Genomic DNA, 15,294 nt, shown 5'->3' on the forward strand with positions numbered 1-15,294 from the left:
CGCTAACCGCGAGCACTGACCGGGCCGACAGTGGGACCTGAAAGGGGACCCTGAACATGATCGTCGTGACCCGGCTCAACCAGAGCCGCTTTGCGGTCAACCCAGACCTCATCGAACGCATCGAGGAGCACCCGGACACGGTGCTTCTGATGGTCAACGGTGAGCGCTATGTGGTGACCGAGCCCATGAGAGAGGTGATCCGCCTGATCGTTGAGCATCGCGCAGCGGTGGTCGCTTCGGCGGCGGCCGCCTCGGCCGACGCCGGGTCCGAGGGGGACTCCTGATGGACCCGGCAACCATCATCGGCATCATCATCGCCTTCGCGGCGATGTTCGCCATGCTCATCATGGAGGGCGCCAGCCCCTTCTCCATCCTGCTGCCGGCCCCCATGATCTTCGTGTTCGGAGCGACCATCGCCGTGGCGGTGGCCTCCGGCACCATCAAGGACCTGGGCGTGTGCATCAGAGGCATCCCCAAAGCCCTGCTGGGCAAGAAGCCCAAGGTGGCGGAGCGGATCGACAAGCTGGTGGAGCTGGCCGGCGTTGCCCGCGCCGAGGGATTCCTCGCCCTGGAGTCCCACGCTCAGGGGGAGGAGGACCCCTATTTCGCCGCCGGGCTGCAGTCCCTGGCCGACGGCGTGGACGGCGAAGCGCTGCGCCAGCAGCTCGAGGACGATATCGACACCAAGGCAGCCGCAGACCGGGTCCCGGCCAAGTTCTACACCACCATGGGCGCCTACGCGCCCACCATCGGGGTCATCGGGACTGTGGTCGCCCTGACCCAGGCGCTGGAGAACCTCACCGAGCCGGAGCGGCTGGGCTCGATGATCGCTGCAGCCTTCGTCGCAACCCTGTGGGGGCTGGTCTCCTCCAACCTGATGTGGCTGCCCATCGGGGCACGGCTGGGCCGGCTCTCCGAGCTGGAGCAGCAGGAGATGAATGTGACTATGGAGGGGCTGCTGGCCATCCAGGAGGGCAGTCAGCCCATGCTGCTGCAGGAGCGGCTCTCCTCCATGGTTCCCAGCAGCGAGCTGGCCTCCAAGGGCGGCGAGAAGGCCGAGGAGCCGGCTCCGGAGGGTGAGCCTGCCTGATGGCCGGGGAGGGCAGCGCCATCCGCAGCGGCAGCCCCCGCCGGGCCCGGTCGCGTCGCAGAAGCGAGGAGGTCCGGGACAACCCGGACCGGTGGATGGCCTCCTACATGGACGTGGTCACGGTGCTGATGTGCCTGTTCATCGTCCTGTACGCGATGTCCACCGTGGACGAGGATCGCTATGAGGCGCTGCGGCTCTCCCTGGCCACCGGGTTCGGCCGGGACGAGTCGGAGCTGGTGGAGGACACCGGGCTGCTGATCTCCGAGGAGTTCGCCGGGGACGAGGACCTGACGATCTTCGAGGAGGACGAGGACGCCGAAGAGCTTGAGGACGAACTGGTCATCGCCCAGCAGGAGTACGACGACCTCATGGAGCTCAAGCAGCAGCTGCGCCTCCGGCTGGAGGAGGCCGGGCACGAGGAGAGCGTGGACTTCACCCTGGACGAGCAGGGCCTGCACGTGCACCTGGTGGGCGCGGAGACGTTCTTCGATCCCTACGAGTCGACTCTCAGCGAGGAGGGGGTGGACATCATGGGGATCGTCGCCCCGGTGATAGCTCCCACGGACCGGTTCTTCGAGGTGGGCGGGCACGCCGATGAGCGGCAGCCGCTGCACACCTACCCGACCAACTGGGAGCTCTCCTCGGCCCGCGCCACCTCGGCCCTGCGGCAGCTGGTGGAGGAGGGCGACGTGGACCCGGCCCGGATCGTCTCCGTGGGGTACGGGCACGAGCATCCGATGAGTGAGGAGCTGTGGCGCAACCGCCGAGTGGATGTGAGCATCCTCTCCGACCAGCCGGACCAGGTGCGTGAGCTGCTGCCGGAGATCCGTGACGCCGCACAGGCGGGGGAGGAGCTGTCCCTTGAAGCCCTGCTGGAGGCCTCAGACTGATCCGGCCGCACGCTAACGGGGGGTGCGGGCCCGCCGATGGTAGGCCTTGTGACCCATACGCTCAGTGAGAAGACCGGTGCTGTGCGCAGTCCGCAGGAGGTCGCGGCGGGCCGTCCGCCGATGCTGTACGACTTCCGGCGTCCCACCACGCTGACTCGTGAGCACGCCCGGACGCTCGAGCTGGCCTTTGAGACCTTCGCCCGGCAGTGGGGCACCCAGCTGACCGCCCGGGTCCGGGTGCTCTCCTCGGTCACCCACCAGTCGGTGGATATGAAGACCTATGACGAGTACGTGGCTTCTCTGCCCCCGACCACCACGATGGTTCTCTGCGGCATCGAGGGGTCCGAGCCCAGCGGGGTGCTCCAGTTTCCCGCCGCCGGCGCGCTGAACTGGGTCTCCCACATCCTCGGGTCCCCGGGCACCTATCAGGCCGAGGAGCGGAAGTTCACCCGGATCGAGCAGACGCTGGTGCGCAGCTTGGTCTCCGAGACGCTCGAGGACCTGCATTATTCGTTGGGCGGACTGCTGCACGCTGAGATCGGCCTGGACACCATTCACTACAACGCTCAGTTCGCCCAGGCAGCCGCGAAGTCGGAGGTCATGGTGACCGCCGAGTTCAGCGTGCAGGTGGGGGGCCACACCGTCCAAGCCTCCCTGGCGCTGCCGGCTGCGGCGGTGGTGCCGCAGCTGGGCGAGGTATCCCAGGCGGAGCCCGCCGAGCACGCCCGAACACATATGGGAGGGCACCTGGTCCACGTGCCGATGGAGCTCGCCCTGGCCCTGGGGGAGACCCCGGTGACCCCGGACCAGATCCTGAACCTGATGGAGGGGGATGTCCTCCGCCTGAAGCATCCGGCCCACCGGCCCCTGCACCTGACTGCGGACGGCCAGCGAGTGGGCACCGCGGCCGCAGGCAAGCAGTCGGGCCGCATCGCCGCCGTCGTCGCCTCCCGAGAAGAAAGCTGAGCACCCCATGCCGAAGTCTGCTGCCCTGAACGACTCCGCGGCCGCCCTGGCCGCAGCGCTGCCGGTGACCTCCGCGGTCAGCGCTGAGCCCGCGGAGGGTCCTCGCGATTCCGCTGAGCTGACCGGGGCCGGCTCCGTGGCGCTCACCACCCTGGTGGGGGAGGCCTCCGCTGACATGGCGGTGCACCTGGACCCTTCGGTTCTCGGCGGCTCCGAGCAGCTGGACCCCAATGTGGTGTCCCTCGACGACGTGCTCCGGCCTGCGTTCGAGGCTGCCTCCAGCGCCCTGGGGACCGGGGTGCTCTCCGCAGCCGATCCCTCCACCGCCCGCACCCTGCTGCAGGACGACGCCGCCCGGCTCTACGTGCTGGAGACCGGCGGCAGCGCTGTGGGCTGGTACGCGGTCCGCCTGAGGGATGCTGACGACTCCGGCGCTGCTGGGGGCAGCGGAGCTGGGGCTCCCGCCCCGAACCAGAACGGGCTGAAAGCCTCCGAGGGCGGCGGAACCGGCGACGTGGCCTCCCGCCTCTCCCGTCTGCACAACGTCCACATGGGCCTGACCGTGGAGATCGGACGCACCCGGGTCTCCGTGCGGGAGGCCCTGGACCTGGAGCCCGGCGCGGTCATCGAGCTGGACCGCAACGCAGGCGCACCAGCCGATGTGCGCCTGAACGGGCGCCTGATCGCCCAGGGCGAAGTGGTGGTGATGGACCAGGACTACGGCGTGCGGATCACCCGGATCCTGGATGCTGCGGAGGGCGCTGCCTGAAGTGGATGAGCTGTTCCTGTTCCTGCGCGTCGCGGTCGCCCTGGCGGCCGTCCTCGGCCTGATCTGGTTCGTGGGCCGACGGTTCTACCGCAGCGGGGGCGGGACGGGCCAGCGCCGGCTGATCAGAGTGGTCGACCGGCAGGGCCTTGCCGCCAAGGCCGCCGTCGCCGTGGTGGACGTGGACGGCACCCGGTACGTGCTGGGCCTCTCGGAGCAGTCGGTCAGCCTGCTCGACAGCTATGCCGCAGCTGATGCCGCCGAGGAGGCCGAGGCCTCCGAGCCGGAGCAGCTGCCGGAAGCTGATTTCGAGGCGGAGCTCGCCCAGGCGAACCCCCACACCTCCCATGAGCTCGTGCCGGTCAGCAGCCCCCAGCCGCCAACCCAGACGGGTGCTGGCTCCCGGCTGCACGGCACGATCTTCGCGCCGAGCACCTGGCGGCAGGCGGCTGAGGCGATCCGGCGGGGAAGGCAGCAGTGACTCTCGAAGCCCTGCCCGTCAGCGTGGTGCTCCCCGGGCACCAGCTGCCCCTGGCCGTCTCGATCGAGATCAACGGACCAGACGGCGAGCCGAACTCTGCGGTGATGATGCTCATCGCCGTCACCCTGCTCTCGGTGGCGCCGGCCCTGCTGCTGATGATGAGCAGCTTCACCAAGATCTTCGTGGTCCTCGCCCTGACCCGCAACGCGCTCTCCACCCCGATGATCCCGCCGAACCAGGTCCTCGCCGGGTTGGCGCTGTTCCTCTCGATGTTCATCATGGCCCCGGTCCTCACCGAGATCAACGAGCTGGCGGTCGGCCCCTACACCGACGGCGACATCACCTTCCAGGAGGCCCTGGAGGAGGGATCCGAGCCGCTGCGCGGGTTCATGGTCGCCTTCACCCGGGAGGAGGACATCGCCCTGATGCACCGGGCCGCGGAGATGGACAACCCCACCAGCCCCGAGGACGTCCCGCTGACCACCCTGATCCCTGCCTTTATGCTCTCCGAGCTGCGGGCCGCGTTCATCATCGGCTTCGTCATCTTCATCCCGTTCCTGATCATCGACCTGGTGGTCGCCTCCGCCCTGATGTCCATGGGCATGATGATGCTGCCCCCGGTCATGATCTCCCTGCCCTTCAAGATCCTGCTCTTCGTCCTGGTGGACGGCTGGGGCCTGATCGTCACCGCACTCGTCGGAAGCTACAACTAGGACACCCCATGGACACCAATGCTGTGCTGGACATCGGCCTCGCCGGACTCGTGACCGCCGCCACCGTGGCTGCGCCCCTGCTGCTGACCTCCCTGCTCGTCGGCTTCGCCATCAGCCTCTTCCAGTCGATGACCCAGATCCAGGAGGTCACCCTCACCTTTGTGCCCAAGGCGCTCGCCGTGGGGCTGGCGCTGCTGGTCTCGGGGCACTGGATGATCACCGAGCTGGTGGAGTTCACCCACCTGCTCTTCGACCGGCTTCCCTCCCTGCTGGAGATCTGAGGGGAGCTGAGCACGCCGGATGGAGATTGAGCTGCCGCTGCACTGGATGGAGGCCGCACTGCTGGTCGCGGTGCGCATCACCGCGTTCATCGTCATCGCGCCCCCGTTCAGCCACGGCAGCATCCCCATGCGCATCCGCGGGGCGATGGGCTTCACCCTCGCCCTGGCGGTTGCGCCCCGGGCCGTTGAGGCCTACGAGCCGCTGGGCACCTGGGAGTATGTGGCCGCGCTGGTCCAGGAGCTGGTCTCCGGCGCGGCCCTGGGATTCCTGGTCTACCTGATGTTCGCGGCGGTGCAGACAGCCGGCGGGTTCATCGACCTGATGGGCGGCTTCTCCCTGGGGATGATGTTCGACCCCGCCACCGGCGTCAACGGCGCCCAGTTCTCCCAGCTGTTCTACTTCGCGGCCCTGGCCCTGATGGTCTCCTCGGAGGCATACCTGGTGGTGATGGCGGGGATGTTCCGCTCCTTCGACGCGCTGCCCCTGGGCGCGGCGATCAGCACCTCCGCTCTGGGGGAGAGCCTGGCCTCCGGCGTCGGACAGATGTTCCTCTCCGCCCTGGAGATCGCCGGGCCCCTGCTGCTGGTGCTTTTCCTGGCCGACGCCGGGCTGGGCCTGCTCACCCGCGTGGCGCCGGCCCTGAACGTGCTGACCATCGGCTTCCCGCTGAAGATCTTCCTGACCATCGCCCTGGCCGGGACCGTGTTCGTGGTGCTGCCCGCGGCGGTCAACAGCCTCGTGGGGCAGGGCATCGAGCTTTTCCGGGGGGTGATCTAGGTGAGCGAGCCGGCCGGCGAGCGGACGGAGAAGGCCACCCCCAAGCGGCAGAAGGAGAACCGTGAGAAGGGGCGTCTCTCCCGCTCCCAGGATCTGACCGCCTGGGTGGGGATCGGTGCTGCGACGGCGATGATGCCGGTTGTCCTCTTCGCCGCCTGGGACGCCGGGCAGGAGCAGCTGGGCGCGGTGCGGCAGATCAGCCGCAGCCCCGAGCCGGAGGCCGCCCTGGCGCTGCTGGCAGAGGGGATGAGCTCCATCCTGGGCGTGCTGTGGCCGCTGATGCTCGCCACTCTCATGGGGGTCTTCGCCGCGGCGGCGCTGCAGGGCGGTGTGCACTTCCGGAAGTTCAAGCTGAAGACGGAGCACCTGCAGCCGGTGAACGGGCTGAAGAAGGTATTCGGGGTCCAGGCGGTCTGGCAGGGCGTCAAAGCGCTGCTGAAGACCCTGGCGGTGGGGCTGATGATCTTCGCGGTGGTGCAGATGCTGGTGCCCCAGCTTCTCACCGCCGGATCCATGCCGCTGTCCTCCCTGCTTTCCTCGGCCGGGACCGGGGTGATGATGCTGCTGGGCGCCTCGATCCTCGCCGGGGTCGCGCTTGCGGTCATCGACATCGTCGTGGTGCAGAAGCGGAACCAGAAGCACACCATGATGACCCGGCAGGAGGTCAAGGATGAGACCAAGCGCACCGACGGGGACCCGCTGATCAAGCAGCAGCGCCGCTCCCGGCAGATGGACATCAGCCGCAACCGGATGATCGCGGCGGTGGCTGATGCGGACGTCGTCGTCGCCAACCCGACCCACGTGGCGGTGGCGCTGAAGTACAAGCAGGGGGAGTCGGCCCCGAAGGTGGTGGCCAAGGGAGCTGACCTGCTGGCTGCCCGCATCCGTGAGGAGGCTGCCGTCCAGGACGTGCCGATCGTCAGGGACGTGCCGCTGGCCCGGGCCCTGCACACCGAATGCAGGCTCGGACAGGAGGTTCCGGTGGAGCACTTCACCGCTGTGGCCAGGGTGCTGGCCTTTGTGACGGCGCTGAAGCGCCGCGGATCGGCGGCCGGGGTGCACACGGTGCCGGAGCGCACGTCAGGGGGTGTGCTGTGAAGCTGAGCGCGTTCCCCAAGCTCGCGGTGCCGTTGGGCGTGGTGCTCATCGCCATGCTGCTGGTGGTTCCCATTCCGGCCCAGGTGCTGGATGTGCTGATCGTCATCAACATCATCGGCGCGATCCTGGTGCTGATGACCACGATGTTCGCCAGGAAGCCCCTGGACTTCTCCGTGTTCCCCTCGCTGCTGCTGGTGATGACGCTGCTGCGCCTGGGGATCAACGTGGCCTCCACCCGGCTCGTGCTCGGCAACGGGTACGCCGGGGAGGTGATCGGCGCCTTCGGGCAGATCACCGTCGGCGGGTCCCTGATTGTGGGGTTCGTGATCTTCCTGATCCTGGTGGTCATCCAGTTCGTGGTGGTCACCAAGGGCGCCGAGCGCGTGGCTGAGGTGGGAGCCCGCTTCACCCTGGATGCGATGCCGGGCAAGCAGATGGCGATCGACGCCGATCTCAACGCCGGGCTGATCACTGACAAGGAGGCCCGGCGTCGTCGTGAGGAGATTGCCGCGGAGGCTGACTTCTACGGTGCGATGGACGGCTCATCGAAGTTCGTGAAGGGCGATGCCATCGCCGGCATCGTCATCACCCTGCTCAACCTGGTGGGCGGCATCGCGATCGGCATGATGGTCAACCAGATGTCCGCCCAGGAGGCGCTGAACACCTACGCCCTGCTGACAGTGGGCGACGGTCTGGCCACCCAGATCCCAGCGCTGCTGATGGCGGTCTCCACGGGAATGATCGTCACCCGCGCCAACTCGGAGACGGACCTCGGCTCAACGGCGCACCAGCAGCTGACCCAGTCGCAGGCAGCGCTGCTGGTGGCCGGCATCGCCGCGATCGTCATCGGGCTGATCGCGGGGATGCCGGCCCTCCCCTTCTTCGCGGTGGGCGTCGCCCTGATCGCCGCAGCCTGGTGGATCCGCAGACAGTCGCTGAAGGAGGCCGCCGATGCCGAGCATGCCGCTGAGGCAGAGGCGGGCCGCGTCCCGGAGGAGACCACGGAGGATCTCATCGAGCAGATGAAGGTCCACAGCCTGGAGATCCAGCTGTCCCCGGACACGGTCGACATCGTCGGCGGGGGCGGGGACGACCTGCTGGCCCGGGTGAAGGCGCTGCGCAAGCGCCTTGCACTGGAGATGGGGATCCTCGTGCCGCCGGTGCGCACCCGTGACTCGGTGGAGCTGCCGCCCTCCGGGTACGCGATCCGTCTGGCCGGTGTGGAGGCCGGGCGCGGCACAGTTCCGCGCGGAAAGATCCTGGCCCTGGGCGACAACCTGGACGGGCTGCCGGGCGAGTCCCTGCTCGAACCGGTGTTCGGCCTGCAGGGCAAGTGGGTTCCGGCCGAGCTGCGGCACAATGCGGAGCTGACCGGTGCGATGACGATCGACCGCACCTCCGTGGTCGTCACGCATCTCTCCACCCTGATCCAGCGGCATGCCTGGCGTCTGATCACCCGCGAGGACGTCCGGGTGCTGACCGATGCGCTGAAGGAGACCAACCCGGCCGCCGTGGAGGAGCTCACCCCGCAGCCGCTGTCCCTGGCGGAGATCCAGCGGGTGCTGCAGGGGCTGCTGGAGGAGCAGGTCAGCATCAACGACCTTCAGCGGATCTATGAGGCCCTGGCTCTGCAGGCGAAGTCCTCCGCCGAGCCGGAGAAGCTGGTGGAGGCGGCCCGCGCTGCTTTGGGACCGGCGATCGCGGACAAGTATGTGGAGGAGGGCCGGCTGCGTGTGATCATGCTGGACCCCACCTTGGAGCAGTCGATGCTGGAGGGGCTGCGCCCGGCCGAGGGCGGAAGCCAGATTGTGCTGGAGCCGGCAAGGATCGAGACGGTGCACGCCTCGGTGCGGGACACCGTGGCGAAGGTGGAGGCCCGGGGCCAGTCGGCGGTGCTGGTGTGCGCGCCGGCGCTGCGGCCTTCGGTGCGGCGTCTGGTGTCGCCGCAGGCGGGCGGAATTCCGGTGCTCTCCTACCAGGAGGCTTCGGCTGTTGGTGCCGATATTGAGACCGTAGGAGTGATCCGTGGAACCGAACAGATACCGTCTTAGGGGTCCGTCGCTGGCCCAGCTGGGTGCGCAGGCGGTGGAGAAGCATGGGCCCACTGCCCGGATCGTCTCATCGGAGCGGATCAGCGCGACCGGCGTGGGCCGGCTCCTCGGGCGCGCCTACTACGAGGCGGAGGTGGAGGTCGGCGGAGAGCCTGCCGAGGCCCCCGGACCTCTGGGGGAGGGACGCCTGCTGGAGCCCGGCTCCGGGTCCGCCGGTGAAGAGCCCGACGCACAGGCTGCGGCGGGTCAGGACGAGGTGGAGGACGTCGTCGACATCGCCCCGGAGATGATCGAGGCGGCGCAGGCTCAGACGCCGGCGACGCCCTCGGAGCGGCTGAAGGTGCGGGGGAGGCTGCCTGCTGGTGAGGCTGAGGACGAGGACTTCGGCCGGATGATGGATGACCTGTGGCGTGCTCTGAAGGACCCTGGCGCGGCGGCGCCGGCTCCTGCGGGGAAGGGCGCTGCCCCGATCCCGATGAGGGGCGCCGGGGCTCTGGTGGTGGTTGCTGGTTTGGGGGCCGACGCCTCGCTGGGGGTCCGGATTCTGGACGCGGGCCTGGATGCCCGGACGTGGGACCCTGGGCGGTTTGAGGGCCGACCCCTGCATGAGCTGCGCAGGGAGCTGCGACAGGTGCGCGCCCAGGCGGTGGCATACGGTGTGCCGGTGGTGGCGCCCGTGTCTTTGGAATTTCCCCGGAAGGGGGTGCGCAGCGGTGCAGCCGCGCCCGTGGTCGAGGAGGCGGACCAGATGTGGGCCGCAGTGGATGTCCGGCATAAGCCGGATGATGTGCGGATGTGGCTGGCGGTGCTGGCTGAGCACCGGGCGGTGGACGGGATCATCCTTCTCGGCACGGATCAGACACTCACTCCGGAGACGGGCCACCAGTTGGGAGTGCCGGTCTATCAGTCCTAAGACGTGCCGATTCGGACGCCGGACGGACAGAAGCGGCAGCGTCCCTGCGCGTCCTATGGGATGTCTGAGCAGACGCGCTGCGGATAGGGTGGTCTCATGCTGGTGCTGACGCGGAAGGTGGGGGAGCAGATCCTCATTGGGGATGAGATCACCGTGACGGTGCTGGATGTCCGCAAGGACGGCATCAAGATCGGCATCGATGCCCCCCGGCACATCCGGGTCCAGCGGCAGGAGATCGTCCTCGCCGTCGCGGATGAGAACCTTGAGTCCGCCAAGAGCAGCTCGAGCGCCGAAGCCGCCCTGAAGTCCCTCTTCGGCATCGCGCCTCGACGGGATGAGGGCTCAGGAGAGGACGGCGAGCCGGAGTCTTAGGCTAGTGCGGTCCCCGTCAGTGCGAGCAGGACCCACATCCCGTTGAATACGATATGTACGAGTACGGCCCCCCAGATCCGTCCTGTGAACAGGACGAGGAAGCCGCATGTCGTGCCTAGTAGGAAGAGGTACACCGGCTCGTCCCAACGGCTTATGCCGTTGACGGTGTGCATTGCCACGAAGGTGGCGCTGGAGGCGACGACGGCGAGGATCCCCGCCTCAAGGCCGCGCCGGGCGGTCCGGTAGACGGTGACGAGTACGACGCCGCGGAAGAGAAGTTCTTCGACGAGGGGGAGCATCAGCACGGGGCCGAGAAGTCCTGTCAGGAACCACAGGGCGCCGAGGTTTCCGTCGAGCGTGGGGTAGGCGGGGATCCCCCCGGGGCTGCCTGCCGCGACCTCGAGCCAGCCTTGAAAGACACGCAGGAGAAATCCTAGTGCAAGCCCCCAGAGGATGTCCGTCCACCGGAACCTGAAGAGCCCGCGGGGGCGCGAACGGGCTATAGCGACAGCAACTGGCGCTGCCATTCCCGCCCAGAGCACCAGAAAGGACACCATGGGCCCTGTGGGTGCGTCCAGGTAGGTCCGGGCGAGCACAGAGAGGACGACGGCCGCCCCCACGAAGAAGGCGGCGTAGGCGAGGACGGTCCGGTTCCAAGCGCGGGCGGTGGAGCTGCCGTCGAGCCAGGTGCGGGTGCTCCGTGCCTGGCGCTCCGTCGGGCGGAGTTCCTCTTCTGCGACAGGCAGAACCTGTTTCACACGATGTGACGTGAAAAGGTTCACCTCAGACTGAGGGTTATCGGTCTCGACGTCGCCGCTATTCTGGGACTCCACGCATGTAAATCTACCCGAGAGCGGCTGCCCTGGTTGTGGTTTTCGTCGCTGCAGGTTTTCAGGAGGCCCCCGGAATGATTCAGATCCTCACCGTCTGCACGGGTAATGTGTGCCGCTCGCCTTTGGCGGACGTCGTACTGCGAGGGCGCCTCGCGGACCTGGGGGCACAAGTTTCCAGTGCTGGCTCTGGGGCGCTGGTGGGGGATCCGCTGACTCCGCAGACGGCGGAGCTGGCCCTGTCCGCCGGCGCCCGGCCGGAGGATGTTGAGACCCACCGTGCCCGGCGCCTGACGGAGCGCATCGCAGCCGAGGCGGACCTTGTGCTGGCGATGACGCGTGATCACAGACGCGCTGCGGTGGAGCTGAGCCCGACTTTGCTGCGGCGGGCGTTCACGGTCCGTGAGTTTGGTCGTTTGGGGGAGGGCCTCTCCGAGGGGGAGATCGCTGAGTCTGCGGTGGGGTCTGACCCCCGGGGACGGCTCCGGGCTGCGCTGCGCATGCTGGCCAACCGCCGCGGTGTGGTCGGCCCGCCTGAGGATCTCGCGATGGATGATGTGGTGGATCCCTACCGTCAGAAGGACGCGGTGTATCAGCAGCAGGCCCGTCAGCTGCTGCCGGCCCTGGACCAGGTGGAGCGATTCGTCCGCGCAGCTGTGGGACCGTAGCGCGTCATGTGGGCCGAGGAGCGCGGTTGTCCCGAGTTCGTGTGGGAGGATGCTCTCTGAGCCTGGGCGTACACGCTCGTTGAGGGAAGAAAGGAACACGTGGAGCTTCGCGATTACCTTCAGATTCTGCGACAGAATTGGATAATCATTGTCGCGTTGATGCTTCTGGGCTCCGGTGCGGCGGCCACCTATTCTTTGGCGCAGACACCCTTGTATGAATCCACGAACCGCGTGATGGTCTCCTCTCAGGCGGGGGAGAGCATCGGGGAACAGCAGCAGGGTCAGAGCTATACCCAGGACCGTATGGCTTCTTATGTGGAGCTTGCTCTGACTCCGCGGGTGCTGGATCCGGTGATCGGGGAGCTGGGCCTGGACATCTCTGCCGCGGACCTCGCGGAGCGTATTGAGGTGGACAACAGCGCTAACACCACGATCATCAGCCTGACTGCGACTGATGAGGATCCTGATCACGCGGCTGAGATCGCCGACACCGTTTCAGTCAGCTTGGCTGATGCGGTGAATCAGGCTGAGACTCTTCCAGGGGCTGATGACGCGCCGGTGAACATTACTGAGGTGACTCAGGCTGAGCCTCCGGAGAGTCCCTCCTGGCCGCAGATTCCATTAAACGTAGCGCTCGGGGCGCTTGTTGGTCTGGCTCTCGGGGTGGGGGTTGCAGTTCTTCGCTCCACCCTTGACACGCGTATTCGTTCTCTGCGTGATGTGCAGCAGGTGACGGATCAGCCGGTGATCGGAGCGATTCCGTTGGACCCGCAGGCCAAGTCCCGGCCCATCATCATGATGGAGGATCCGCAGAACCCTCGCAGTGAGGCCTTTCGCTCATTGCGCACCAACCTGCAGTTCATTGAGCTCGATGGAGGCAAGGTCTTCACCGTGACCTCCAGCATTCCCGCTGAGGGGAAGAGCACCACCGCGGTCAATCTTGCGATCGCTCTAGCGGATGCTGGCAAGAACACAGTTCTCATTGATGGGGACCTTCGTAAGCCGAAGGTGGCCGAGTACCTCGGCATTGAGGGTGGGGTGGGTCTGACTGACGTGCTGATTGGACGGGCCCAGGTGGAGGACGTATTTCAGCAGTGGGGAGACCGTCCTCTGCTCGTGCTGCCGGCGGGAATGATTCCCCCTAACCCGAGTGAGCTTTTGGGGTCTTCCCAGATGCAGGAGCTGCTCGAGACCGTGGCGCACGGTGCCGATGTGGTCATCATTGATGCTCCGCCGCTGCTCCCCGTGACGGATGCCGCCATTTTGGCCAGGGAGACGGCTGGGGCTATTCTCGCGGTCTCCGCGTCGCGCACTAACCGGCAGCAGCTGGGCCAGGCATTGGAGAGCCTGAACAACGTCGGCGCGAGAGTGGCGGGTTTGACGTTGACGATGGTCCCCACCCGGGGGGCGCATGCTTTCGGCTACAACTACAGCTATGGGTATGGCTACGGGTACGGCCATAATCGCGCTGGCTGACGGCAGCACTCCCATAGGATGAGCGCGATGGCACGTAAGAGAGAGCGACGGGAGAGGGCGGCTCCCCAAGTGGTGGCCGGGCGTGTCCTGCTCGCAGCCGTCCTTGCGGCTGCCGTGGGCATCGTGGCTGTCCTGGCGTGGGCTGGCATCAGTGCTGCACGTGCTTTGCCTCATGTGGAGCGGGCTCAGCAGGTGGCGGCGAACTTGGAGCCTGAGGCTGTGCTGAGTGGTGACACGTCTCAGCTTGATGAGCTGCAGGGTGAGCTCGCACTTGCCCGCGGGAGGACGAGCGGGCCCGTCTGGTCGTTGGCTGAGGAGATTCCCTGGGTGGGGCCTCAATTTCATGCCACCCGCACGCTGACTGAGACTCTTGACGACTTTGCGGGGGACGGGCTCGCGGCGGCTTCCCGGGCCGGGGAGGGGCTGGACGCTCTGCAGCCTCGTGATGGGCGTATTGATGTCGCCGCGATCAGCGATCTTGATGCGGAGATCCAGGCGGCACTCGTCTCCGTGAGCAGTGCTCGTGAGCGTGTCGACTCACTCGATCCTCGGCCATTAGTGGGGCCGCTGCGTGAGGGAACGGCTCAGGTCGATGGCCTTCTGGCGGAGCTTGAGCCCACGCTGGAGGGAACTGCGCGCGCGACGGCGCTCCTGCCTGGCTTCTTGGGAGCCGAGGGGGAGCGGGAGCACCTGCTGCTGCTGCAGAACAACGCTGAGTGGCGTTCGCAGGGCGGCATCGTGGGGCAGGTCATCCAGATCACGGCCGTCGACGGGGAGATTGATTTCACGGATCAGATCCCGGGCGCTGATTTCCAGAGCCGGGATGAGGCGATCACTCCTCTGGAGTTTGAGACGGAGATGATCTTCGGTGACCGTCCTGCTCGTTATATGCAGAACCCGACGATGATTCCGGACTTCGCGGAGGGCGCCCAGGTGGCCCGGGAGTTCTGGATGGATGAGGAGGGCGGCAGTCCGTCCGGGGCGATCGCCACGGATCCGGTGGCGCTCTCGTACATTCTGGAGGCGACGGGCCCGGTGGAGCTTCCCACGGGCGATGTGCTGACCAGTGACAATGTGGTCGACCTGCTGCTGAACGAGGTCTACCTCCGGTATGAGGACCCTGCGGAGCAGGACGTGTTCTTCGCCGTCGCTTCAGATGCCATATTCGACGCGCTGCTCGGAGGTGACGCCGACCCGGCGGCCTCTATGCAAGCAATCACCCGAGCCATTGATGAGCGACGTCTGCTGGTCTGGAGCGCGGACGAGGAGGAGCAGGCGCTGCTGGAAGGCACACAAGTGGCGGGGGAAATGCCCTCCAGTGATGATGAGACCACTGCTTTCGGCGTCTACTTCAACGAGGGTGGCGGCACCAAACTGAATTACTACATGGCGGCTGGGTCCCGGGCCGCGTGGTGCGGCGACGGCACAGCCGCGCTGCAGGTAGGCCTGCGAAACGATGCGCCCGAAGACATCACCGAATATCCGGACTACCTGTTGGCTGCTTTCGACGGTGCGGAGGAGACCGCAAGCGGAGTTCCTCGGGGCATTACTCGCACAGTCGCCCATATTTATCTGCCCGAAGGCGCTGAACTGGGAGAGACCCCTGATGAGGCTCAGCTGATCGGCGAGCACGGCGGGCGACCTGTGCTGGAGTGGACATCTGACCTGGCTCCGGGAGAGGACGAAATGCTCAATGTCCGCGTGCGTCCGAGGACCGGCAGCACCCTCGACATTGTCTCGACACCGGTTTTGGAGGACTTCGAGGTTCCGACGGGCTGCTGACGGCGATGCAGCCTCAGCAACTTCTGGTTCGTAACACTTGATTTTTCTACCTCCGCCTCTGTAGATTTGCAATTGCCAGTCACCGGAGAGGAACTTTCGGGGGCAGCGGCGTACAACTGGCGGCTCGGTGAGAGACGCG

At 67.0% G+C, this 15,294-nt stretch carries 17 protein-coding genes; 16 read left to right on the forward strand and 1 reads right to left on the reverse strand.

All coding sequences use genetic code 11. The features are described from left to right. The first annotated feature begins 56 nt into the window (after window positions 1-56). The 13 genes from FWJ47_RS06170 (at window position 57) to csrA (ending at window position 10,399) form a co-directional block, all read left to right on the forward strand. A complete protein-coding gene (locus FWJ47_RS06170; RefSeq protein ID WP_147105582.1) occupies window positions 57-284 on the forward strand; it encodes a flagellar FlbD family protein in 228 nt (75 codons plus the stop codon). Then, on the forward strand, window positions 284-1,090 hold the full coding sequence (locus tag FWJ47_RS06175; RefSeq protein WP_147105587.1) for a motility protein A: 807 nt from the start codon (window positions 284-286) through the stop codon (window positions 1,088-1,090). Before FWJ47_RS06170 ends, FWJ47_RS06175 begins: the two co-directional genes overlap by 1 nt. After that, on the forward strand, window positions 1,090-1,980 hold the full coding sequence (locus FWJ47_RS06180; RefSeq protein ID WP_147105590.1) for an OmpA/MotB family protein: 891 nt from the start codon (window positions 1,090-1,092) through the stop codon (window positions 1,978-1,980). The genes FWJ47_RS06175 and FWJ47_RS06180 overlap by 1 nt, the downstream gene beginning before the upstream one ends. Window positions 1,981-2,028: 48 nt before the next feature. Continuing rightward, a complete protein-coding gene (locus FWJ47_RS06185; protein WP_246126183.1) occupies window positions 2,029-2,946 on the forward strand; it encodes a flagellar motor switch protein FliM in 918 nt (305 codons plus the stop codon). Window positions 2,947-2,953: 7 nt separating this feature from the next. Next, on the forward strand, window positions 2,954-3,715 hold the full coding sequence (gene fliN / locus FWJ47_RS06190) for a flagellar motor switch protein FliN (RefSeq protein WP_147105592.1): 762 nt from the start codon (window positions 2,954-2,956) through the stop codon (window positions 3,713-3,715). A 1-nt stretch (window position 3,716) separates the two neighbouring features. Beyond that, window positions 3,717-4,193, forward strand: coding sequence for a flagellar biosynthetic protein FliO (locus FWJ47_RS06195; RefSeq protein WP_170228504.1), 477 nt, complete (start codon window positions 3,717-3,719; stop codon window positions 4,191-4,193). A gap of 11 nt (window positions 4,194-4,204) precedes the next feature. Beyond that, a complete protein-coding gene (gene fliP, locus FWJ47_RS06200; RefSeq protein WP_425466004.1) occupies window positions 4,205-4,906 on the forward strand; it encodes a flagellar type III secretion system pore protein FliP in 702 nt (233 codons plus the stop codon). A gap of 8 nt (window positions 4,907-4,914) precedes the next feature. Then, entirely contained in the window at window positions 4,915-5,187 is a 273-nt protein-coding gene (locus FWJ47_RS06205; RefSeq protein ID WP_147105598.1) for a flagellar biosynthetic protein FliQ, read from the forward strand. 19 nt (window positions 5,188-5,206) lie between these two features. Continuing rightward, complete coding sequence (locus FWJ47_RS06210; RefSeq protein ID WP_147105601.1) at window positions 5,207-5,965, forward strand: flagellar biosynthetic protein FliR; 759 nt, start codon at window positions 5,207-5,209, stop codon at window positions 5,963-5,965. Further along, a complete protein-coding gene (locus FWJ47_RS06215) occupies window positions 5,966-7,063 on the forward strand; it encodes an EscU/YscU/HrcU family type III secretion system export apparatus switch protein (protein WP_147105603.1) in 1,098 nt (365 codons plus the stop codon). Window positions 7,064-7,116: 53 nt separating this feature from the next. Continuing rightward, window positions 7,117-9,114 carry a flagellar biosynthesis protein FlhA gene (locus tag FWJ47_RS06220; RefSeq protein WP_246126323.1) on the forward strand — a complete coding sequence of 666 codons (1,998 nt, stop codon included), beginning with the start codon at window positions 7,117-7,119 and terminating at the stop codon, window positions 9,112-9,114. Further along, entirely contained in the window at window positions 9,089-10,027 is a 939-nt protein-coding gene (locus tag FWJ47_RS06225; RefSeq protein WP_147105608.1) for a hypothetical protein, read from the forward strand. The genes FWJ47_RS06220 and FWJ47_RS06225 overlap by 26 nt, the downstream gene beginning before the upstream one ends. 96 nt (window positions 10,028-10,123) lie before the next feature. Continuing rightward, window positions 10,124-10,399, forward strand: coding sequence for a carbon storage regulator CsrA (gene csrA / locus FWJ47_RS06230; protein WP_147105611.1), 276 nt, complete (start codon window positions 10,124-10,126; stop codon window positions 10,397-10,399). Here the strand turns inward: csrA and FWJ47_RS06235 are convergent. Continuing rightward, window positions 10,396-11,232 (reverse strand): CPBP family intramembrane glutamic endopeptidase, encoded by an 837-nt coding sequence (locus FWJ47_RS06235; RefSeq protein WP_147105613.1) that lies wholly within the window; start codon window positions 11,230-11,232, stop codon window positions 10,396-10,398. The genes csrA and FWJ47_RS06235 overlap by 4 nt on opposite strands. Window positions 11,233-11,306: 74 nt before the next feature. Here FWJ47_RS06235 and FWJ47_RS06240 point away from each other — a divergent pair, with 74 nt between their 5' ends. The 3 genes from FWJ47_RS06240 to FWJ47_RS06250 all read left to right on the forward strand — a co-directional run bounded on the left by FWJ47_RS06240 (window position 11,307) and on the right by FWJ47_RS06250 (window position 15,155). Continuing rightward, on the forward strand, window positions 11,307-11,897 hold the full coding sequence (locus FWJ47_RS06240) for an arsenate reductase/protein-tyrosine-phosphatase family protein (RefSeq protein WP_147105616.1): 591 nt from the start codon (window positions 11,307-11,309) through the stop codon (window positions 11,895-11,897). Between the two features lie 99 nt (window positions 11,898-11,996). After that, entirely contained in the window at window positions 11,997-13,373 is a 1,377-nt protein-coding gene (locus FWJ47_RS06245) for a tyrosine-protein kinase domain-containing protein (RefSeq protein ID WP_147105619.1), read from the forward strand. A 27-nt stretch (window positions 13,374-13,400) separates the two neighbouring features. After that, a complete protein-coding gene (locus FWJ47_RS06250; protein WP_170228505.1) occupies window positions 13,401-15,155 on the forward strand; it encodes a DUF4012 domain-containing protein in 1,755 nt (584 codons plus the stop codon). Window positions 15,156-15,294: the final 139 nt, after the last annotated feature.

The sequence above is a fragment of the Nesterenkonia populi genome (assembly GCF_007994735.1).
Taxonomy (GTDB): domain Bacteria; phylum Actinomycetota; class Actinomycetes; order Actinomycetales; family Micrococcaceae; genus Nesterenkonia; species Nesterenkonia populi.

Excerpts from the sequence above, each read along its gene's own strand:
- FWJ47_RS06170 (WP_147105582.1), top strand. The coding sequence starts at position 57 with ATGATCGTCGTGACCCGGCTCAACCAGAGCCGCTTTGCGGTCAACCCA.
- FWJ47_RS06175 (WP_147105587.1), top strand. The coding sequence starts at position 284 with ATGGACCCGGCAACCATCATCGGCATCATCATCGCCTTCGCGGCGATG.
- FWJ47_RS06180 (WP_147105590.1), top strand. The coding sequence starts at position 1,090 with ATGGCCGGGGAGGGCAGCGCCATCCGCAGCGGCAGCCCCCGCCGGGCC.
- fliN (WP_147105592.1), top strand. The coding sequence starts at position 2,954 with ATGCCGAAGTCTGCTGCCCTGAACGACTCCGCGGCCGCCCTGGCCGCA.
- FWJ47_RS06205 (WP_147105598.1), top strand. The coding sequence starts at position 4,915 with ATGGACACCAATGCTGTGCTGGACATCGGCCTCGCCGGACTCGTGACC.
- FWJ47_RS06210 (WP_147105601.1), top strand. The coding sequence starts at position 5,207 with ATGGAGATTGAGCTGCCGCTGCACTGGATGGAGGCCGCACTGCTGGTC.
- FWJ47_RS06220 (WP_246126323.1), top strand. The coding sequence starts at position 7,117 with ATGCTGCTGGTGGTTCCCATTCCGGCCCAGGTGCTGGATGTGCTGATC.
- csrA (WP_147105611.1), top strand. The coding sequence starts at position 10,124 with ATGCTGGTGCTGACGCGGAAGGTGGGGGAGCAGATCCTCATTGGGGAT.
- FWJ47_RS06240 (WP_147105616.1), top strand. The coding sequence starts at position 11,307 with ATGATTCAGATCCTCACCGTCTGCACGGGTAATGTGTGCCGCTCGCCT.
- FWJ47_RS06250 (WP_170228505.1), top strand. The coding sequence starts at position 13,401 with ATGGCACGTAAGAGAGAGCGACGGGAGAGGGCGGCTCCCCAAGTGGTG.